The 19,433-nt window shown below is 62.9% G+C and carries 16 protein-coding genes; 12 read left to right on the top strand and 4 right to left on the bottom strand.

Going from position 1 to position 19,433, the window contains the following annotated elements; all coding sequences use genetic code 11:
• Positions 1–84: 84 nt before the first annotated feature.
• Positions 85–783 (bottom strand): pirin family protein, encoded by a 699-nt coding sequence (locus tag ACIOVF_RS00600; protein ID WP_045198185.1) that lies wholly within the window; start codon positions 781–783, stop codon positions 85–87.
• A gap of 189 nt (positions 784–972) precedes the next feature.
• On the opposite strand from ACIOVF_RS00600, the gene ACIOVF_RS00595 reads away from it, so the two are divergent.
• The gene (locus tag ACIOVF_RS00595) at positions 973–3,477 is read left to right on the top strand and encodes a UvrD-helicase domain-containing protein (RefSeq protein ID WP_401286558.1); all 2,505 of its coding nucleotides are present in this window, start codon (positions 973–975) and stop codon (positions 3,475–3,477) included.
• Here the strand turns inward: ACIOVF_RS00595 and ACIOVF_RS00590 are convergent.
• A complete protein-coding gene (locus ACIOVF_RS00590; RefSeq protein WP_093382103.1) occupies positions 3,474–6,533 on the bottom strand; it encodes an efflux RND transporter permease subunit in 3,060 nt (1,019 codons plus the stop codon). The two genes, ACIOVF_RS00595 and ACIOVF_RS00590, sit on opposite strands and share 4 nt — an antisense overlap.
• 5 nt (positions 6,534–6,538) lie before the next feature.
• Positions 6,539–7,642 carry an efflux RND transporter periplasmic adaptor subunit gene (locus ACIOVF_RS00585; protein WP_283817204.1) on the bottom strand — a complete coding sequence of 368 codons (1,104 nt, stop codon included), beginning with the start codon at positions 7,640–7,642 and terminating at the stop codon, positions 6,539–6,541.
• A 740-nt stretch (positions 7,643–8,382) separates the two neighbouring features.
• Between ACIOVF_RS00585 and ACIOVF_RS00580 the strand changes: the two genes are divergently transcribed.
• The 11 genes from ACIOVF_RS00580 to cysC all read left to right on the top strand — a co-directional run bounded on the left by ACIOVF_RS00580 (position 8,383) and on the right by cysC (position 19,200).
• On the top strand, positions 8,383–8,802 hold the full coding sequence (locus ACIOVF_RS00580; RefSeq protein ID WP_045198192.1) for an MAPEG family protein: 420 nt from the start codon (positions 8,383–8,385) through the stop codon (positions 8,800–8,802).
• A gap of 67 nt (positions 8,803–8,869) precedes the next feature.
• Positions 8,870–9,286, top strand: a complete 417-nt coding sequence (locus ACIOVF_RS00575) for a hypothetical protein (RefSeq protein WP_195884275.1) — start codon at positions 8,870–8,872, stop codon at positions 9,284–9,286.
• A 105-nt stretch (positions 9,287–9,391) separates the two neighbouring features.
• Positions 9,392–11,224, top strand: coding sequence for a fatty acyl-AMP ligase (locus ACIOVF_RS00570; protein ID WP_213604298.1), 1,833 nt, complete (start codon positions 9,392–9,394; stop codon positions 11,222–11,224).
• Positions 11,221–11,469, top strand: coding sequence for an acyl carrier protein (locus ACIOVF_RS00565; protein ID WP_045198198.1), 249 nt, complete (start codon positions 11,221–11,223; stop codon positions 11,467–11,469). The genes ACIOVF_RS00570 and ACIOVF_RS00565 overlap by 4 nt, the downstream gene beginning before the upstream one ends.
• Positions 11,466–12,371: a fatty acid desaturase gene (locus tag ACIOVF_RS00560; protein WP_401286554.1), complete on the top strand. Its 906-nt coding sequence runs from the start codon at positions 11,466–11,468 to the stop codon at positions 12,369–12,371. Before ACIOVF_RS00565 ends, ACIOVF_RS00560 begins: the two co-directional genes overlap by 4 nt.
• A 19-nt stretch (positions 12,372–12,390) precedes the next feature.
• Positions 12,391–13,872, top strand: a complete 1,482-nt coding sequence (locus ACIOVF_RS00555; RefSeq protein ID WP_082075446.1) for a coniferyl aldehyde dehydrogenase — start codon at positions 12,391–12,393, stop codon at positions 13,870–13,872.
• A gap of 2 nt (positions 13,873–13,874) precedes the next feature.
• Positions 13,875–15,086 carry an aminotransferase class I/II-fold pyridoxal phosphate-dependent enzyme gene (locus tag ACIOVF_RS00550; protein WP_052676522.1) on the top strand — a complete coding sequence of 404 codons (1,212 nt, stop codon included), beginning with the start codon at positions 13,875–13,877 and terminating at the stop codon, positions 15,084–15,086.
• Positions 15,087–15,124: 38 nt separating this feature from the next.
• Complete coding sequence (locus ACIOVF_RS00545) at positions 15,125–16,288, top strand: sulfotransferase (RefSeq protein WP_052676523.1); 1,164 nt, start codon at positions 15,125–15,127, stop codon at positions 16,286–16,288.
• Positions 16,289–16,359: 71 nt separating this feature from the next.
• A complete protein-coding gene (locus tag ACIOVF_RS00540) occupies positions 16,360–17,718 on the top strand; it encodes a DUF1254 domain-containing protein (protein ID WP_401286551.1) in 1,359 nt (452 codons plus the stop codon).
• A gap of 5 nt (positions 17,719–17,723) precedes the next feature.
• Positions 17,724–18,521, top strand: a complete 798-nt coding sequence (locus ACIOVF_RS00535) for an SDR family oxidoreductase (RefSeq protein ID WP_045198203.1) — start codon at positions 17,724–17,726, stop codon at positions 18,519–18,521.
• A 67-nt stretch (positions 18,522–18,588) separates the two neighbouring features.
• On the top strand, positions 18,589–19,200 hold the full coding sequence (cysC, locus tag ACIOVF_RS00530) for an adenylyl-sulfate kinase (protein ID WP_045198205.1): 612 nt from the start codon (positions 18,589–18,591) through the stop codon (positions 19,198–19,200).
• 12 nt (positions 19,201–19,212) lie between these two features.
• On the opposite strand, the gene ACIOVF_RS00525 is transcribed toward cysC, so the two are convergent.
• Positions 19,213–19,425 carry a hypothetical protein gene (locus ACIOVF_RS00525; protein WP_038994976.1) on the bottom strand — a complete coding sequence of 71 codons (213 nt, stop codon included), beginning with the start codon at positions 19,423–19,425 and terminating at the stop codon, positions 19,213–19,215.
• Positions 19,426–19,433: the final 8 nt, after the last annotated feature.

Here is a 19,433-nt window from a genome sequence, read left to right as displayed (position 1 = left end):
GCTCCCACAGGTGTTGCAAATATCTGAGAGATATCACCTGACCTGTGGGGGCTGGTCTTGCCAGCGATGGGCCGCATAGCGGCCCTAGGCGACATCAACCAGCACAATCTCGCTGTCCTGCACCGCCATCACCCTGAGCACCTGCTCATCCTCGATCGCCAGCCCGTCACGGGCTTCGACGCTCACGCCGTTGACTTCAACCAGGCCCTTGGCCGGCACCAGGTAGCCTCGACGCCCGGCTTCGAAGCGGTATTCGGCGCTTTCCCCGGCGCGCAAGGTCGCCGCCACCAGGCGTGCATCGGCACGAATCTGCAGCGCCTGCTCATCGCCTTCACGGCCGCTGGCCAGGGTCACGAAGCCTTCGCCGCGCTCGCCTTTGGGGAACGGCCGGGTGCCCCAGGACGGCGCCTGGCCGACGCGCTGCGGGATGATCCAGATCTGGAAGATGCGCGCATCGACCTGCTCCAGGTTGTACTCGCTGTGGGTGATGCCGGTGCCGGCACTCATCACCTGCACGTCACCGGCTTCGGTCCGGCCCTTGTTGCCCAGGTTGTCCTGGTGGCTGATGGCGCCTTCACGTACATAAGTGATGATTTCCATGTCGCGGTGCGGGTGCGGCGGGAAGCCGCTGCCGGCGGCGATCAGGTCGTCGTTCCAGACCCGCAGGGTACCCCAGTGCATGCGCGCCGGGTCGTGGTACTCGGCGAACGAGAAGTGGTGATGGGCGTCGAGCCAACCATGGTTGGCATGGCCAAGGCTCTTGAACGGGCGCAGTTGCAGCATGATGGTTGTCCTCGAAAGTGAGTGGATGGGACAAATGATCCATCAATCAATGATCGAAAATAAGCGTAAATTTCGACTGATAATAATCATGTTTGTCGATATATAGAGCTGCGGTAATTTGTACGCTTCATCGCCTAATTCACTGATCTACAAGTAATCGGCTGGTGATTTTTGCCCGATGGAGCGAACATGGCCGCTGGTTTTCATTCTGTTGGAGTCGGTGTGTCTGAAGAGCGTCCCAAGCTACCCCTGGAGTTGATTGCGCCGGCGCAGTTGCCTTGGCTGCGGCGCCTCGCTGCGCGCCTGCTGGGTCGAGGCCTGAGCCGTTTGCAGGCGCAGCACCGCGACTCCTGGTTCCAGGGCCATGCCAATGGTCAGCGCACCGGTCACGCCGATGGCTTGCGCGAAGGCTACGAAGAAGGGCGGATTGATGGCTACGAGGCCGGGCGCCAGGTTTTGGTGATCAGTGACACCCGCCCCGACGGCCATGGCGTGCCCGGGCTCGACGACGCCCTGTTCGACGACTGGCGCCTGGCGCTGACTGCCGAGCTCAAGAAGCGCTTCAAGGCCGACGTCGCCCAGCGCCTGCCAGCCCACGCCCAGCCGAGCGCGGCGCAGTGGAAGATGATCTTCAGCGACACGCCGTCGACCTGCGTGATCGCCGGTGCCGGCGCCGGCAAGTCGACTTCGCTGGTACTGCGCATCCTGCTGTTGCGCCATTACCTGGGCTACGAGCTGGACGCCATGACCGTGGTGACCTTCACCCGCGAATCGCGCAAGGACTTCATCAACCGCCTGGTCCAGGTCTTTGCCCTGTGGCAACTGGAACTCAGCCAGGTGCAGGCGCGCGAGCTGGTGCGCACCTTCCATTCGCGTATCCTGCCGCTGGTGCGCAGCCTGTCGGGTTTCAGCCAGGTGCGCGCGTTCGAGACCCTGGGCAGCGAAATGCCCGGCGGCAGCGAAGCCAATGCTGACAGCAATCCGTTCGACCTGCGTATCAACGATGCCCAACGCCAGCACCTCAACCTCTGTTACCGCGACCTGCTGGGCAGCAGCCCGCGCTTTGCCGAGCTGATCGCCGGCCTGCGCCGCGAGGCCCTGCAGCTCAAGGCGCTGGACCGCGACCACCCCGATGTGCAAAAGCGTGTGGCGGTGACCCAGCTGTCGGCCAGCCGCGATGAAGAGCTGTGCGACACCCTCGAAGACCTGTGGTTTGCTGCCGGTGCCTGGCCGATCAAGGGCATCGAGCCGAGCCGCGAAACCGTCGAAATCAACGGTAGCCGCTTTCATTTCCATGGCCATATCGCCGAGCTCGACGCTTACGTGGTGCTCGGTTTCGACCCCAAGGAAAACCAGCAGTACAAGCGCCCCGGGGCCAAGCTGCCGGTGTGGGCGGAGTGGGTGATCAAGCGCACCCTGTTTCAAGCTTTCTGCGATAAGCCTGTGATCTGGCTGGAAAACTACGCTGCGGCCAAGCGCCTGACATCGTCACTGGCCGGTGATGCCGTGGCCGGGCCGGGCTTTGATTACAAGGTCAAGGGCGAGCTGGGCGCAGCGCCGCTGCTGGATGCCTTTGTTGGCGCTGCCGGCTTTATCGAGAACCTCGGGCTTGAGGTCAACAAGGCGGTCGGTGCCATGAGCTTCCCGGCCGGCGACACCGACGCCCTGTTCTTTGAAGCCCTGGGCCTGTACTGGAAAGCCCTGGAGGCGCACCTGCTGGGCCAGTCGCCGCCGATCATGAGCTACAACCGCATGTTCGCCCTGTTCGGCGAGAACAATCCGCAGAACCTGCAGCTGTTGCCCGACCCGCTGTTGCGGCCGTTGGCACACCTGATGATCGACGAGTTCCAGGACGTCTCGCCGCAGATCGTGTCCTGGCTGCGCGCCTGCCTGCGCGAGATCCGCCGCCGTGGCCCGGCCATGCAGGTCGGGCGGGTGGCGCAGCATTCGTCGCTCTTGTGCGTGGGTGATGACTGGCAGTCGATCTACGGCTGGCGTGGCAGTTCGCCCAAGTACTTCATGGAGTTTGCCAAGGAGTTCCCGGCGCCGAGCAGCACGCGGGTGATGCTCGCCGACAACTACCGCAGCCACCAGCACATCATCGATGCGGCCGAGCATATCGTCAAATCGGCGCCGGCCATCAGCGGCAAGAAGGCCAGGGCTTGCGGCCCGGCGGCCGAGACGCCGCTGCCGGTCAAGGTGCTCGAGCGCGACGAGGCGAGCCTGGCCGAAACCCTGCTGGAGCACTACCGCAACGGCGAATCGGTCATGCTGCTGTACCGCAAGAGCAGCGACAAGGCGGCGATTGCCGAGCACCTGCAGGCACTGGTCAACCACGAAGGCGGTTTGCCGGCGGCGCAACGGCGCCTGCGCCAGCTGACCTATCACAGCGCCAAGGGCCTGCAGGCCGACGCGGTGTTCATGCTCGGCGACTGCCAGCACCTGACCCATTCGCCGTACAAGAACCAGGTCTATCGTCAGGCGGGCCTGGGCCGCAGCGGCGATGCCCAGGCGTTCGACAACGCGCAAAAGGACGAAGTCCTGCGCCTGGCCTACGTGGCCATTACCCGCGCGGCGAAACACTGCTACTGGTATGTCGAGAAGCCCACGGCAGAGGCGGCCAACCTGCCTCGCGCCTCCAGCCAGGTGGATAGGCGCAAGGCCTTTTTTGCCGACGAGCGCGTGCCTGGCTAGGGCCGCTTGACCCGGCACCAGGCGGCGTACAGCGCCGGCAGGAACAACAGGGTGAGGGCGGTGGCGACGATCAGGCCGCCCATGATGGCCACCGCCATGGGCCCGAAGAAAATGCTGCGCGACAGCGGAATCATCGCCAGCACCGCCGCCAGGGCGGTCAGCACGATGGGCCGAAAGCGCCGTACCGTGGCCTCGATGATCGCCTGCCAGCGGTCCATGCCGGCCTTGATGTCCTGTTCGATCTGATCGACCAGGATCACCGAGTTGCGCATGATCATGCCCGACAGGGCGATGGTGCCCAGCAGCGCGACAAAGCCGAACGGCTGCTGGAACATCAGCAGAAACAGGGTGACGCCGATCAGCCCCAGCGGGGCGGTGAGAAACACCATGATCGAGCGCGAGAAACTGCGCAACTGGACCATCAACAGGGTCAGCACCACCACGACGAACAGCGGCAGGCCAGCCTTCACCGACTGCTGGCCGCGCGCCGAGTTCTCTACCGTGCCGCCGACTTCCAGCAGGTAGCCGTCAGGCAGGCTGGCGCGGATCGGCTCCAGGGTCGGCTGGATCTGCTTGACCAGGCTCACCGGTTGCTGGTCGCCCTGGATATCGGCGCGAATGGTCACTGTCGGCAGGCGGTTGCGGTGCCAGATCACCCCCTCTTCAAAGCCGTATTCAAGAATCGCGATCTGCGCCAGGCTGACGCTATGGCCCTGGGCGGTCGGCATCGACAGGCTGGACAGTTGCGACAGTTGCTGGCGCTCCTGCTCGCTGCCGCGCACAAGAATCTCGATCAGTTCGTTGTCTTCGCGGTACTGGCTGACCGCAGCGCCGGTCAGCGAGCCCTGGAGGAACCGCGACAGGTCGGCGGTGCTGGCCCCCAGCGCCCGGGCGCGGTCCTGGTCGATGTTCAAGCGCACCACCTTGCTTGGCTCTTCCCAGTCGAGGTGGACGTTGAGCACATGGGGGTTCTCGCGAATTTTGTCGGCCACCTCGCGGGCCAGGGCGCGGACCTCCTGAATGTGTTCACCCGATACCCGAAACTGCACCGGGTAGCCCACCGGCGGCCCGTTCTCCAGGCGTGAGACCCGTGTGCGCAGGGCCGGGAATTGTTCATTGAGGGTCGCGACCAGCCACTGGCGCAGCGCTTCGCGGTCTTCGATGGTTTTCGCCAGCACCACGAACTGGGCAAAGCTTGCCGCCGCCAGTTGCTGGTCCAGGGGCAGATAGAAGCGCGGCGAACCGGTGCCGACATAGGCCACGTAGTTGTCGATGCCGTCATGCTCGGCCAGCAGGCGCTCCAGGCGATGGACCTGTTGTTCGGTCGCGGTCAGCGATGCACCCTCGGCCAGCTTGATATCTACCATCAGCTCCAGGCGCCCCGAGGCCGGAAAGAACTGCTGCGGGACGAAGCGAAACAGCAGGATCGAGGCGACGAACAACCCCAGGGTCAGGGCGATCACGGTTTTGCGATGGTCCACGCACCAGGCCACCAGTGCCCGCACCCGGCGGTAGAAGGGCGTGTCGTAAGTGGCCTGGGCGCCGTGCGCCTGAGCTTGCGCGCCGGTGTGGCTGCGCTGTGGCAGCAGCCGTGCGCCCAGGTAGGGGACGAACACCACCGCGGCGATCCACGACATCAACAGTGCCAGGGTCACCACCTGGAAGATCGAGCGGGTGTATTCGCCGGTGTCCGACTGCGCGGTGGCAATCGGCAGAAAACCTGCGGCGGTGATCAGGGTGCCGGTGAGCATCGGAAAGGCCGTGCTGGTCCAGGCGTAACTGGCCGCGGCCAATCGGTCGAGGCCTTGCTCCATCTTGATCGCCATCATTTCCACGGCAATGATCGCGTCGTCGACCATCAATCCCAGCGCCAGCACCAGTGCCCCCAGGGAGATCTTGTGCAGGCCGATGCCCAGGTAGTACATGGCGGTAAAGGTCATGGCCAGCACCAGCGGGATCGACAGGGCCACGACCAGGCCGGTGCGCAGCCCCAGCGACAGGAAGCTGACCACCAGCACGATCACCAGGGCTTCGCTCAGCACCCGGACAAACTCGCCGACGCCGGTCTTTACCGCCGCCGGCTGGTCAGAGACCTTGTGCAGTTGCATGCCCGCCGGCAAGTGCTGCTGCAGGCGGGCAAACTCGCCTTGCAGAGCCTGGCCGAGGACCAGGATGTCGCCGCCGGCCTTCATCGACACGGCAAGACCGATCGCCGGTTCGCCCATGAAGCGCATGCGCGGCGCCGGCGGGTCGTTGAAGCCGCGCTTGACCTCGGCAACGTCACCCAGGCGAAAGGTATTGCCGGCCACCTGCAGGGGGAAGTTACGGATCTGCTCGACGGTCTCGAAGCGCCCGCTGACCCGCAATTGCACGCGGTCGGTCGGGGTCTCGACGAAACCGCTGGCGGCCACCGCGTTCTGTTCCTCAAGGGCCTGGCGCACCGCGCCGAGGCTCAGGCCGAGGTTGACCAGCTTGGTGTTCAACAGCTCGATCCAGATCTTTTCATCCTGCAGGCCCAGCAGCTCGACCTTGCCGACGTCCTTGACCCGTTGCAGCTGCAACTGGATGCGGTCGGCGTAGTCTTTGAGCACGGCATAGTCGTAGCCCTGGCCGGTCAAGGCATAGATGTTGCCGAAGGTGGTACCGAATTCATCGTTGAAGAACGGCCCGAGCGTGCCCTGGGGCAGGGTGTGGCGGATATCGCTGACCTTCTTGCGGACCTGGTACCACAGCTCGGGCAGTTTCGCCGAGTTCAGGGTCTGGCTGGCGGTGAAGATCACCTGCGATTCCCCCGGGCGCGAGAACGAGGTGATGCGTTCATACTCGCCGGTTTCCATCAGCTTCTTCTCGATCCGCTCGGTGACCTGGCGCGCCACCTCTTCGGCGCTCGCTCCTGGCCACAGGGTACGGATGACCATGGCCTTGAAGGTGAAGGGCGGGTCTTCGCTCTGGCCCAGCTTGGTGTAGGCCAGGGCGCCGGTCACGGCCATCAGCAACATCACATAGAGGACGATCTGGCGATTGCGCAGCGCCCAGGCAGACAGGTTGAAATTCATCCGGGCTACTCCTTGCCGGCCAAGGCAACCTGACGGTTCTGGTTATCGACCGGCTGGACCTTCTGCCCCTCGCGCAGCACCTGAACCCCGGCGCTGACCACCCAGTCGTCCGGCGCCAGCCCCTGCAGCACCGCGACCTGCTGTTCGCCAAAGCTGCCGATGCTGACGAAGGCACGGCGCAGGGTCGATTGCTGCGGGTCGACCACCCACACAAACGGCCGGTTGGCTTCAGCGCTGAGCGCCGACAGCGGCACTGCCAGGGTCGCGCTGGCTTCATGGGCGATGAACACTCGCGCGCTTTGCCCCAGCTCTACCGGCACTGCGTTGTCGGTGAAGGTCACCCGGGCGGCAAAGGTCCGTGAGCGCGGGTCGGCCGACGGTGACATCTCGCGGATCTGGCCATTGAAGCGCCGTTGTGGTTGCGACCACAGCTCGATCGATACCGGCTGGCCAATGCGAAAACGCTCGAAGGCTTGCTCCGGCAAGTTGATCAGCACTTCACGCTCGCCGTCGGCGGCCAGGCTGAACACCGTGCGCCCGGCGCTGACCACCTGCCCGACTTCGAGCATGCGCCGGGCAATCACCCCGCTTTGAGTGGCGCGCAGCACGGCATAGTCGGCCTGGTTGCGGGCACTGTTGAATTGCGCGGTGGCCTGCCTGAGCTGGGCTTCGCCTGCGCGGTAGGCGTTGTCGACATTCTCGAATTGCGAATGGCTGACCATATTGCGCTGCAACAGCCGCTGGTAGCGATCACGCTCGGCCTGCACCAGGCGCAGGTTGGCCTGGGCGGCGGCCACCTGGGCGCGGCGGGCGTCGAGCTGAAAATGCAGGTCTTGCGGGTCGAGTTGCGCCAGTGGCTGGCCCTCGCGAACCTTCTGGCCAACCTCGACCAGGCGCTTGCTGACCTTGCCATCGATGCGAAAGGCCAGCTCCGGCTCGAAGCGTGCGCGCACTTCCCCCGGGTAGGCATCGGCCAGGTCGGTCGCCGCCTGCGGATGGACAATCAGCACCGCGAGGGGAGGGGGCGAAGGCGGGGCAGGGGCGTCACAGGCCGCGAGCAGGGCAATGAGGCTGACAGGCAATACCATAGACAACACGGGGCTGTGCATGCGGATAAACCTTCCCTGGGCGTTGTAATTGTTATGGGCAGCGAAAAGATCCTAGGTCTGCTACCCCCAAGCGTCCAGTAATGAAATGTAAATCCGGGCAACGCTGAAACTGCAATTTCAACGGGAAAATAGCGTGACCGTTTGGTCACTGTAAGACCGATAGTTATTTATTAAAAAATATCAACTCATTTGAATAGCCGTTATCGCCAATCCCTCTTTACGGCGTGATGCCCGGTCTAGACTTGTTACTCGACGCCAGTGTGACAACTTCTTTACAGGTAAACAGCGCAAGTGCCCGGCGAAGGGATCCAAAAGCGATGAGCGGTGTTTTTTTTCGCTTGACGCTCGAAAAGAACCGTGCAACTTTTGGAAACAGTTAAGCGAGGAGCGCGAATATGTCGAACGGAGTCGACCACGTCATTCGGGTTGCAGTTAAACCCATCACCACACGGCTTTTGTCGTCTCGGTCCTGCTCAGATTGCTGGCGTAACCGCTGCTGCTACATGCAGTAGACACGGTCTCGGGCAATCGCTGTCAATGCTGCCGAAGTAGCCTGAATAGTCACAACTGTTTGGGATGTTTCTTACGCTGTATTACGCCACCGTAAAGTAGTCGGTCTGTTATCGTCGATTTGGCCTTGAACCCAGGGCCAACTGTTCAGCCTGCGCGCCGGTGTAGTGGCGGGCGAGCGGCTGGGCATCGGAAAGTTGTAGAAAACCAACAATAAGAAGGTGTGTGCAATGAATCAAGGTCTGATGTTTTATCCGGCGCTGGCAATGATCCTGCTGACCGTCGTGGTGCTGTATCTGATGTTTCGTGGACGGCAAAGTGCCGTGAAGTCCGGAGCGCTGAGTGCCGCTTACTTCAAGACCTATGACACCGGCGAGAAGCTGCCGCGGGCAGTACGCCAGACCGAGCGCTGCTTTCACAACCTGTTGGAGTCAACGCCACCGTTCTACTTCCTGTGTGTCGCCCTGATCAGCCTGGCCAAGGTTGACTGGGTGTTCATCGGCCTGGCCTGGGCCTACGTCGCCTGCCGGGTGCTGCAGAGCCTGGTGCACGTCACCAACAACAAGGTCGGGCCACGCTCCAAGCTGTTCATGCTGAGCTGGTTGGTGCTCCTGGCGATGTGCGTGCGCCTGGGCTTTCTGATCCTCTGACAGTACGTTTGTTTGTTTCTAATGATAGACCGCGGCTACTACTGGCAATCACCGGAGACCGTTCGAGATGAGCACAACAATAACAACAACAGCGCGTGGCAGTAAAAGCAGGCGAATGTTTATAACCGGGGTGTTGTCGGCGATCCTCTACGGCGGCTGGGCCTATTATGTAAACGCCGGGCTGGAAACCGCCATGGCCTCGGCCATGGTACAGGCGCTGGGCAGCTTTATTGGCGGCTACCTGGTTGCCGGCCTGGTAGAGTTTGCCTTTAGCGTCACGCCCAAACCCTGGCGCTTTCCAATTGCTGCATTTGTCCCCTATGGCTTGACCCTGCTGACCTATGCCGCTGCGCATCGATTGGTCGGTACGCCGGAAATTCTCAAAACCATCATGCTCAATATTATTGTCGGGACACCCTACTTTGTTCTTTATTGCGTAAAACTTGAACGCAATGAAGCGCAGCGTTTGATATTGAGCAGTTGAGTCTCTTACGTCACAGCTAATAACACTGTTTCAATAACACGTCGGTCGCGCGCGAGTTAGGGCTGTGCGCTGTATAAAAATAATAACGAACCAGAGCCGTTAATCATGAATATGAACGTTGAGCGGAGCACCTCGCTGGTGAAACCGTCGGCCGCTGCATCGGTAGTTGCAACGCTGGTGGATCTCGCCCGTCATCATGCCCGGGTACAACCCGATAAACAGTACTTGTTGTGGCTCGACAAGGGCCGCGAAGAGGGCAAGACCTATACCTTCGCCGAGTTGGATTACGCCGCCAGGGCACTGGCGGTCGAACTTCAACAGCAACTGGCCCTGAAGGCCGGCGCCGAGCGGCAACCACCGGCGGCGATCATCGCCACGCAACCCGGGCCGCAGTTTGTATTGGCGTTTTTCGCCTGCCTGTATGCCGGCATTGCCGCAGTGCCGGTCTACCCGCAGAAAAAAAATGAAAGCAGTGAACGCTTGTGCCGGGTCATCAGTGATGCCGGGGCGCAGTTGCTGATCACTGACCGGCTGTCGCTGGCGGCGCTGCTCGCGCATGAGGCCATCACCGGCCTGGTGCAGGTGGTCGATGTCGACCAGGCCGACCCCGCGCTTGCCGGGCAATGGCAGGCGCCGGCCATCGATGCAGGCTCAGTTGCCTTCATCCAGTACACCTCGGGCTCCACCGGCATTCCCAAGGGCGTGGTGGTCACTCACGCCAACCTGATGAGCAACGAGCAGATGATTGCCGAGTCGCTCAATCACGACCACAACACCGTGTATGTCAGCTGGCTGCCGGTGTTCCACGACCTGGGCCTGATCGGCCTGCTGCAGGCGTTCTACCTGGGCGTGCGCTGCATCCTTATGTCGCCGCTGGCTTTTGTCGCCAACCCGCTGCGTTGGCTGGAGGCGATTTCCCGTTACCGCGCAACCACCAGCGGCGCACCGAACTTCGCCTACGACCTGTGCCTGCAGCGCACCACGCCAGAGCAACGACAGCAGCTGGACCTGAGCAGCTGGACGGTCGCCTACAGCGGCGCCGAACCGGTGCGCAAGGGCACCCTCGAGCGCTTTGCCGAAGCCTTTGCCGACAGTGGCTTCCGGGCGCAGGCGTATTGCCCTTGCTATGGCATGGCCGAAAGCACGCTGTTCGTCACCGGCGTGCCGCAAGGCGTCACGCCGCTGACCCTGACCCTGGACAAAGCGCAGCTCAACCTCGACCGCGCGGTGCTGGTCGACGCACAGCACGCCGGGCCACAGAGCATTCACTTCGTCAGCTCCGGGGTACCGGCGCAAAGCTGCCAGGTACGCGTGGTCGACCCGCAGCGCTGCGTGGCGCTGGCGGACGATCTGGTCGGTGAAATCTGGGTCAGCAGCCCGAGCGTCAGTGGCGGCTATCGCAACCGCCCGCAACTGTCCCAGGAGGTGCTGCAGGCAACCCTTGAAGGCGAGCCGCAGCGGCGCTTCCTGCGCACCGGCGACCTGGGCTTCATGCACCAGGGCGAGCTGTTCGTCACCGGCCGGCGCAAGGATCTGATCATCATCGATGGCAAAAATCACTACCCCCACGACCTTGAACAGACCATCGAAAGCACCCTCGCCGAGCTGAGCATCAGCATCGCCAATGCCTTTTCCATCGCGGCGTTTTCCGTCGATCGCGACGAGCGCGAGCAACTGGTGGTGGTGATCTCGCTGCACAAGAGCCAGGCGCAGATCTTCTCGGTCGCACAGACCAGCCAGGCGATCAGCGCGGCAGTGGCGCGTGCCCATGGTGTGGCCCTGGATGAGCTGTTGTTCGTCAGCAGCCGCTTGCCCTTGACCTCCAGTGGCAAGTTGCAGCGCGCGCAGTGCCGCAGCCTGTACCTGGACGGGCAGTTGCAGGCGGTGGTCTCGCCGTTCGAGCTCAACCACCAGGGCACCAGGGAGGTGACGTCATGAGCCAGCAACAGATCGCCCAATGGCTGCGCGAACACCTGGCAAGCCTGCTCAAGCTTGACCTGGCCCAGGTCGACAGCGCCCTGGCGTTCGATGAGTACGGCGTCGCCTCGCGCGATGCCGTGGGCATGATCGGTGAGCTCGGTGAATGGCTTGAGCGCGAGCTCGATCCTGCCCTGGTCTACGACTACCCGTCGATCGACGAACTCAGCAACCACCTTTCCACGCTCACGAGGGCTGAACCATGAACCCAGTACCGCAGCACGGCGCGCGCGTCGATTGCGAGGACGAGTTTCGCCGCCTGATGACCCGCCCGCGCTTCGCCTGGCCGACCATCATCCTGTTCGTGGTGATCATGCTGGCCTTCATCCTGTCCACGGCGCTGGCGGTCAGCGACCGCCTGGCCATGGGCTGGGCATTCGTCATCAACACCTTGTGTTCGTACCTGGCCTACACCGTGTTGCACGAAGCGTCCCACGGGCTGATCTGCGCCAACCGCTTTCTCAATGATGTGATTGGCCGCCTGGGGTTCCTGCTGGTAACCCCGACACCGTTCCTGCGCACTTACCGCTTCCTGCACATGGCCCACCACCATCACACCAATGATCCGCGCCTGGACCCGGATTATTCCTGCGGTGGCGGCCGCGCCTGGACCCTGCCGCTGCGCTGGCTGATGATGGACAGCGCCTATATCACCACCTACTTTCGCAACGGCTCTTATCAGTCCCGGCCGACCGCCGAGAAGGTCGAGTTCTGGCTGGCCTGGCTATTTGCCGTGGCGGTGGTGGTGACAGTCTGCCTGTTGGGCTGGATCGTACCGTTCCTGGTGCTGTACCTGCTGCCGACCCGGGTCGCGCAATTCTTCCTGGCGATCACCTTCGACTACCTGCCGCACTTTCCCCACGCCACCAAGGCGCACGACAACAAGTACCAGGCGACCAACAACCGGGTCGGCATGGACTGGCTGTTCTTCCCGTTGTTCGTCGGCCAGAACTATCACCTGTCGCACCACCTTTACCCCGGCGCGCCGTTCTATCGCTACAAGAAAGTCTGGCTGTCGAGAAAGACCCGCCATGAAGCCCAGGCGCCGGCACTGGTGCCCGGGCACCGGCTGGCACCGATCAAGCAACCCCTTTCTCTGGCTGAGTAACTGAAGGCAGGTGATGGACATGAACCATTCGATTTCCAGTGTTGCCGACCCGGCCCAGGTGCGCCCTGTGTCCTTGAGTGATCAGCCACAGGCGCCAGCTTCGGCGCTGCAGGCGATTTTCGAGCAACAGACGGCAGCCTTTCTCGAACAGCCGATGCCCAGCCTTGAGGAGCGCCTGCGCGCGCTGGACGACCTCGAGCAACTGGTGCGCAGCCACATCCCGCAGATCCAGGCGGCGCTGGACAAGGACTTCGGCCACCGCTGCGAAGAAGAAACGCTGATGGCCGAGATCGTCGGCAGCCTCAAGGCCTGCACCTACGCCAAGCGTCATCTGAAGCGCTGGATGAAACGCCGGCGCTGCGCGGTGGACATCAATTTCAAGCCCGCCCGCGCCTGGGTGATGCCGCAGCCGCTGGGGGTAGTGGGAGTCATGTCGCCGTGGAACTACCCCTTTGGCCTGGTGATCAAGCCGCTGATCGCCGCATTGGCCGCCGGCAACCGGGTAATGATCAAGCCCAGCGAAATGGCCCCGGCAGTCGGCCGCCTGCTGCAGGTGATGCTGGCCAAGGCGTTCAAGCCGTCGCACGTGTGCGTGGTCGAAGGCGACCAGCAACTGGCCCGGCAGTTTACTGAACTTGCCTTCAACCACCTGCTGTTTACCGGCAGCACTTCGGTCGGCAAGCAGGTGATGGCGGCCGCGGCGGCCAACCTCACGCCGCTGACCCTGGAGCTGGGCGGCAAGTCGCCGGTGATCATCGACGAGCACTTCGACATGCGGCGCGCAGTCAAGTCGATCGTGACCGGCAAGCTGCTCAATGCCGGGCAAACCTGTACCGCACCGGACTACGTGATGGTGCCCAAGGCGCGCCAGGCCGAGTTCGTCGAGGCGTTCAGCGCGCAGGTCCGGCACATGTACCCCGACCCGCTGCACAGCCCGGATTACACCAGCATCATCAACAGCCGCCACTTCGAGCGCCTGCAGGGTTACTGCGACGATGCCATTGGCCGTGGGGCGCAGCAGCACCCGGTGTACCCGCAGCAGCTGTCTTGCGCGCAGAGCCGCAGGTTGTTGCCGACGCTGTTGATCGACCCGCCCGAGGATGCGCGGATCATGCAGGACGAGATCTTCGGCCCGCTGCTGATTGTCGTGCCTTACGAGCAGCTTTCCAGCGCCGTTGGCTACATCAACCAGCGCCCGCGGCCACTGGCCCTGTATGTGTTCACCGACGACCATAACGTCGAGGACTACGTGCTCAAAAGCACAGTGGCCGGTGGCGTGACCATCAATGACACGCTGCTGCACTACACCCAGGAATCGCTGCCGTTCGGCGGCGTCGGCAACAGCGGTTTCGGTGCCTATCACGGCGAACGCGGGTTCCAGGCCTTCAGCCATTTCAAGCCGGTGTTCCGCCAGTCGCGCATCAACTTCCTTGATGCGGTGCGCGCGCCCTATACCAGCAGTTCACGCTGGTTCCTGAAGAAAATGATCGGGATGGCCTGACCATGAACGCACCCCTGCACACTTCTAACCCGGCGCGCGTGCCTGACTGGTACGTCGAGCACATGCGCCCGGCTTGCGAGTTCGTCGCCAGCCTCGATCCGTTCCCGTTCTGCCAGCCGAGCGACCTGAGCGGCTACATCGCCTTGCACCAGAACGACTACCTGCGCCTGGGCAATCACCCGGCCGTGAGTGCCGCCCGCGCCGGGGCCAATGCCCAGTTGCGCGACGAGTCGTTCATGTCGAGCATCTTTGGCGGCAGCGCCGATGAGTGCGAAGCGTTCCGCGCACAGATGGCCCGCTGCATGCGCGCCGACGACGCGATTCTGACCACCTCCGGCTGGGCCGCCAACGTCGGCCTGCTCGAGGCGATCACGCCGCTGTTCAAGCCGGTGTACATCGACAGGCATGCCCATGCGTCGCTGTATGACGGCATCAAGTTGTCGCTGGGCAAGAAGATCGTCATCGAACACAACGACACCGACGACCTGCTGCGCCGGCTGGAGAAGAACGGCCCGGGCATCGTCGTCATCGATGCGGTGTACAGCACCGACGGTTCGATTGGCGACATCCGCCGCTACCTGGAAATCTGCGAAGCCCACGAGTGCCTGCTGGTGCTCGACGAGGCGCATTCCTTCGGCATGTTCGGCAATGGCGGCGGGCTGGCGGTGGAACTGGGCCTGGCCGAACGCGTGCACTTTCGCACGGTGAGCCTGAACAAGGCGCTGGGCGGGCACGGCGGGCTGATTGCCGGCAATGCCCAAGCCATGCAGCTGGTGCGTGCTGGCTGTCGCTCGGTGATTTTCAGCTCGGCCACCTCCAGCGTCTCGGCGGCGGGGCACCTGGCTGCGCTGAACATCATCATGCACCAACCCGAGCGCGCCCGGCGCTGCCTGGACAACGCCAGCGAGTTTCGCCGCCAGTTGCAGGAGGCCGGGGTGGCGGTGGGCGACAGCCAGTGCCAGATCGTCTCGCTGTTTTTCGACGACGAACAGCAAGCCTGCGTGTTCTACGGCAAGTTGCAGCAGCGCGGGGTGTTGACCTCGGTGTTCCTGCAGCCGGCAATCCCGGCGGGCATGGGTGTGGTGCGCTATTCGATCCACTCCCAGCTCAGCGCCGCGGAGCTGGACAAGGCGGTCGCCGCCACCCTGCAAACCCTGATGGAAATGGACCTGCTCGATGCACCGCAGGCCAGCGCGCAACAGCGCGAAGGCTGAGCGTGTCTGCGCATAACTATAAAAACAAGGGAGTCATCATGAGCGATAAGAAACAAGGCAAGCTGTCGGTGCATCCGTACATCGGCGGCAGTGCCAGCAACCTGATCCGCAATGTCATCAAGCATGGCGGCGTCAGCCGCGACAAGCTGGCGACCTTCACCCTGACACTGTGCGGCACGGCGCTGACCTTGCCGCTGCGCCTGGTGGAAACCCTGCGGTTCAACAAGGCCATCGAGCGCAGCCGCCTGCAGGAAGACCCGATCTTCATCCTCGGCCACTGGCGCAGCGGCACCACCCATTTGCACAACGTCATCAGCCAGGACAAGCGCCTGGGCTACCTGACCACCCTGCAGGCAATTTTCCCTACCTGCGCGGTGATCCTCAGCCGCCACAAGCTGCTCAAACGCATGGTTGCCAGCCTGCTGCCGGCGCAGCGGATGATGGACAACATGAAGATCGGCGTCGACCTGCCTCAGGAGGAAGAATTCAGCCTCTCGTGCCTGATGACCACCTCGCACCACTGCAACCACTTTCCGCGCACCATCCGCGAAAGTTTCGACAAGTACGTGCTGTTCCAGACCAGCCCCGACGAGGTGGCGAACTGGGAAAAGGTCTACCAGCAGGTGATCAAGAAGGCCTCGTTCCTGGCCAACGGCAAGCGCCTGGTGCTGAAGAACCCCTACAACACCGCACGGATTCCGATGCTGCTCAAGCTCTATCCCAACGCCAAGTTCATCCACATCTCGCGCAACCCCTACAACATTTATGTGTCGGCGCTGCATGACTTCGTCAAGGAAGCCGAGGAAATGGCCCTGCAGGAGTTCACCAACGAGGACTTTTCCGAGCTCTGCTACAGCCTGTACGGGAAGATCATGAATGCCTACTGGGATGCGCGCGACCTGGTGCCGCCGGGCAACCTGGTCGAGGTGAGTTACGAGGACTTTGACGAAGACCCGCTCAACGAAGTCAAGCGTATCTACCAGACCCTCGACCTGCCGCTCGAGCCTGCCGTGCTCAAGGACATCGAGGCCTACCTGGCATCGATCGCCGGCTACAAAAAGAACAAATACACCTACAGCGAGCAACAGGCCCGGGCCATCGAGGCCAACTGGGGCTTTGCCCTGGAAAAAATGAAATACAGCCTGCCGCCCGACATCGTCGTCGATAACAGCCGCGACTGGTCCTGCGACATGAACTACTGAGTGCCCTGGTTCACCCGTCAATGTCCGCGTGGGCCACAGGCTCACCCCTCTATAGCGCAGGAAGTGTGTTCATGAGCATGGCTGAAGATATCCACCAAACGGTTGCCCAGGGTCAGCAGGACTGGGCGTTCAGTGTCGGTGTGCAACTGGTGGTCTGGGGGCTGCCGATCGTCGAGTGCTGGAAATATCGCCTGGGCAAGGTGGTCGGCCACGGCGCGCAAGCGCAGGGGCAGGCGATCAACGCCTTCCAGCATATGCGTAGCCTGTCGACCCGGGCGTCGAGCAAGTTCGTCAACTCGGCCACCGATTTTCTCTATTCAACCGCGGTACTGGATTTGCACCAGGGCCCGCTGGTACTCACGGCGCCAGATTTCCAGGAGCGCTGGTACGGCCTGCAGGTGCTCGATCCGTACATGGAGACCCTGGCCAACCTCGGCACCCGCACCTATGGCCGACAACTGCCCAGCGTGGTGATTGCCAACCGTCGCGATCAGCATCGGGTGCCGGCGCAGGCCACGGTGATCTACAGCGACAGCGACTTTCTGTATGTGGTCGGGCGCATTGCCGCGGGCGATCATGAAGACCTGAGCGCGGTTAACGCCCTGCAGGACGGCCTGCGCCTGACACCGCTGCACGGCGCCGACCACCCGGGCTTTGACCTGACGCAGGTTACCCTGGGGTCTTGTGCGCCGCTGCGCGCGGGCGATTCCAGTTGCCCGGCGGAGCTGGCGTTCTTCGAAGAGCTGGGCGCGGTGCTCAAGTTTGTCCCGCCCAGCGCCAGCGAAGGCATGTTGCTCGGGCTGATGGCCGACGTCGGTATCAGCGTTGAAAACGGCTTCGCCCACCAGAGCCTGGCACCTGCAGTGCGCGAAGGCCTGGCGCGCGCGGTGGTGCAAGCCACGGCGATCCTGCAAGGCAAGGTGTTCGAGCGCGGCGAGCTGAACAACGGCTGGAAGTTGCCGGGGGCGATCGGCAACTACGGCCATGACTACATCCTGCGTGCGCTGGTGTCGTTGCACGGCATCTGGGCCAACGTAGCGCAAGAAAGCCTGTACTTCATGGCCTGGACGGATTGCGAAGGCAACCTGCTGCATGGCGACAACCAGTATGAAATCCGCTTTGAAGCCGGGCAGTTGCCGCCGGTTGAAGCCTTCTGGTCGATCAGCTACTACGACGACCAGGGCCGCCTGACCGACAACCCGCAGGACAAGTACACGGTCAATTCGCTGTATCACCAGTTGCAGGCCAATGCCGATGGCTCGACCTCGGTGTTCATTGGCAAGGCGCCGGTTGCGCCGCCGTTCGCGGGGAACTGGCTGCCTTCGCACAGCGGCTACTTCAACCTCAACCTGCGCTGCTACAACCCGGGGCCAGCCTTGCTTTCGGGCCAGTACCGAGTGGCGCCGATCGTCCGCATACAGGGGCAGTGAAGCCGATGAACAAGATCGCATTGATTACCGGCGGCTCATCCGGCCTGGGCCTGGAGCTGGCCGGGCAACTGGCCAGAAAAGGCTATGACGTGCTGCTGCTGGCCCGCGACGAGGGCCGGCTGCAGGCGGCCAAGGCCAGCCTTGAGGCGCTGAACAGCCGGATCAACGTGCACACCTTCGTCTGTGATGTTGCCGACGAGCAGGCCATGTGCAGCACCTTTGCCACGATCAGCCGGCGCTTTGAGGCAATCGACTTTCTGATCGTCAACGCGGCGATTGCCACCATCGACCTGCTGGGCGATTACAAGAGCCTGCAGGAGGTCAACCGCAACCTGAAGATCAACCTGCTCGGCGCGGTGTCGTCCACCTACCTGGGCATCCCCTTGCTGCGCCGCGGCGCCCATGTGCTGTTCATCTCATCGGGCTTTGGCCTGGTGGGCGCGGCCGGTTATTCGTTGTACGCCGCCTCCAAGGGCGGCCTGAACAACTTTGCCGATGCCATCCGCCGCGAGCTGTTGCCGCGCCAGGTGCACGTGCACCTGGCCTGCCTGGGCGACCTGGACACGCCGATGTACGCCGGTGAGCTTGAGCATATGCCGGCCTGGATCAAGGCCAAGATGGGCCGTGGCAAGCCGATGCCCGCAGGCCAGGCGGCCGCGGCGATTCTCAAGGGCTGCTTCAGGCGCCAGTTTCGCATCAACCTGTCAAGTGACGTCAAGCTGCTGATTCTGGTGCAGAAGTTGTTACCGCAAAAACTGTCTACCTATGTCATCGACCGGGTGCTGCCGTTCCCGCCGGTTTGAACCGCCGGGCAGCCGATGACACAGCGTGAAGTGGAACTTCAACCGTTATTGCATGAGGTCGATGGACATGGGAAAAGTCGGAACCAATATCGTCTGGCATCCACAAGCGGTCGAGAAACAGGCGCGGGCCAGGCTCAAGCGGCAAAAGCCGTGCATTATCTGGCTCACTGGGTTGAGCGGGGCAGGCAAGTCGACCATCGCCAATGCACTGGATCAGTTTTTGATCGACCAGGGCTTCCATACCTACTTGCTCGATGGCGACAACGTCCGCCACGGGCTGAACAAGGACCTGGGCTTCAGCGAAGCCGACCGCATCGAGAACATCCGCCGCGTGGGTGAGGTCTCGCGCTTGTTTGTCGATGCCGGGGTGATTGTGCTGTGCTCGTTCATCTCGCCGTTTTGCGCCGATCGCCAGCTGGTGCGCGAGCTGGTCAAGGGCGACGAGTTTGTCGAGGTCTACGTCAAGGCCAGTGTGGCCACTTGCGAGCAGCGCGATGTGAAGGGCTTGTACAAGAAGGCCCGGGCCGGGCAGATCAAGAACTTCACCGGTATCGACTCACCTTACGAGGCGCCGCAGCAGCCGGAGCTGCTGCTGGACACCGAAAGCCAGGATGTCGACGCCTGCGTCGCGCAGCTGGTGGCAGTGCTGCGCGGGCAGGGCTACCTGGGCGCCTTCTGAGCCCGGCGCGGCTCAGGCCTTCAGGGCCGCATCCGGCGCCACTGCCGGCACCGGCTTACCGGTGGCGGCCTCGACCCGGCGGGCCACCGCCGGGTCATCGGCGAAGGGTATCAGGCTGGCCTGATCGTCCACTTCGCCGCTGTGACGCTGCAGGCAGGCGCTGGTGACCAGGTAGAAGAACAGTACGCCGCTCAGGCAATACAGTGCATACAGCCAGTCATCCATGGTCGGGC

The organism is Pseudomonas sp. NPDC087612 (assembly GCF_044743505.1).
GTDB lineage: Bacteria > Pseudomonadota > Gammaproteobacteria > Pseudomonadales > Pseudomonadaceae > Aquipseudomonas.
Note: the sequence above shows the minus strand (reverse complement) of the source record. Positions and strands in the feature narration are given on the sequence as shown.

Bases quoted from the DNA above. Each gene is read 5' to 3' on its own strand.
- ACIOVF_RS00540 (WP_401286551.1), top strand. From the start codon at position 16,360: ATGAGCATGGCTGAAGATATCCACCAAACGGTTGCCCAGGGTCAGCAG.
- ACIOVF_RS00575 (WP_195884275.1), top strand. From the start codon at position 8,870: ATGAGCACAACAATAACAACAACAGCGCGTGGCAGTAAAAGCAGGCGA.
- ACIOVF_RS00580 (WP_045198192.1), top strand. From the start codon at position 8,383: ATGAATCAAGGTCTGATGTTTTATCCGGCGCTGGCAATGATCCTGCTG.
- ACIOVF_RS00570 (WP_213604298.1), top strand. From the start codon at position 9,392: ATGAATATGAACGTTGAGCGGAGCACCTCGCTGGTGAAACCGTCGGCC.
- ACIOVF_RS00595 (WP_401286558.1), top strand. From the start codon at position 973: ATGGCCGCTGGTTTTCATTCTGTTGGAGTCGGTGTGTCTGAAGAGCGT.
- ACIOVF_RS00590 (WP_093382103.1), bottom strand. From the start codon at position 6,533: ATGAATTTCAACCTGTCTGCCTGGGCGCTGCGCAATCGCCAGATCGTC.
- ACIOVF_RS00585 (WP_283817204.1), bottom strand. From the start codon at position 7,642: ATGCACAGCCCCGTGTTGTCTATGGTATTGCCTGTCAGCCTCATTGCC.
- ACIOVF_RS00550 (WP_052676522.1), top strand. From the start codon at position 13,875: ATGAACGCACCCCTGCACACTTCTAACCCGGCGCGCGTGCCTGACTGG.
- ACIOVF_RS00560 (WP_401286554.1), top strand. From the start codon at position 11,466: ATGAACCCAGTACCGCAGCACGGCGCGCGCGTCGATTGCGAGGACGAG.
- ACIOVF_RS00555 (WP_082075446.1), top strand. From the start codon at position 12,391: ATGAACCATTCGATTTCCAGTGTTGCCGACCCGGCCCAGGTGCGCCCT.
- ACIOVF_RS00545 (WP_052676523.1), top strand. From the start codon at position 15,125: ATGAGCGATAAGAAACAAGGCAAGCTGTCGGTGCATCCGTACATCGGC.
- ACIOVF_RS00525 (WP_038994976.1), bottom strand. From the start codon at position 19,425: ATGGATGACTGGCTGTATGCACTGTATTGCCTGAGCGGCGTACTGTTC.
- ACIOVF_RS00535 (WP_045198203.1), top strand. From the start codon at position 17,724: ATGAACAAGATCGCATTGATTACCGGCGGCTCATCCGGCCTGGGCCTG.
- cysC (WP_045198205.1), top strand. From the start codon at position 18,589: ATGGGAAAAGTCGGAACCAATATCGTCTGGCATCCACAAGCGGTCGAG.
- ACIOVF_RS00600 (WP_045198185.1), bottom strand. From the start codon at position 783: ATGCTGCAACTGCGCCCGTTCAAGAGCCTTGGCCATGCCAACCATGGT.
- ACIOVF_RS00565 (WP_045198198.1), top strand. From the start codon at position 11,221: ATGAGCCAGCAACAGATCGCCCAATGGCTGCGCGAACACCTGGCAAGC.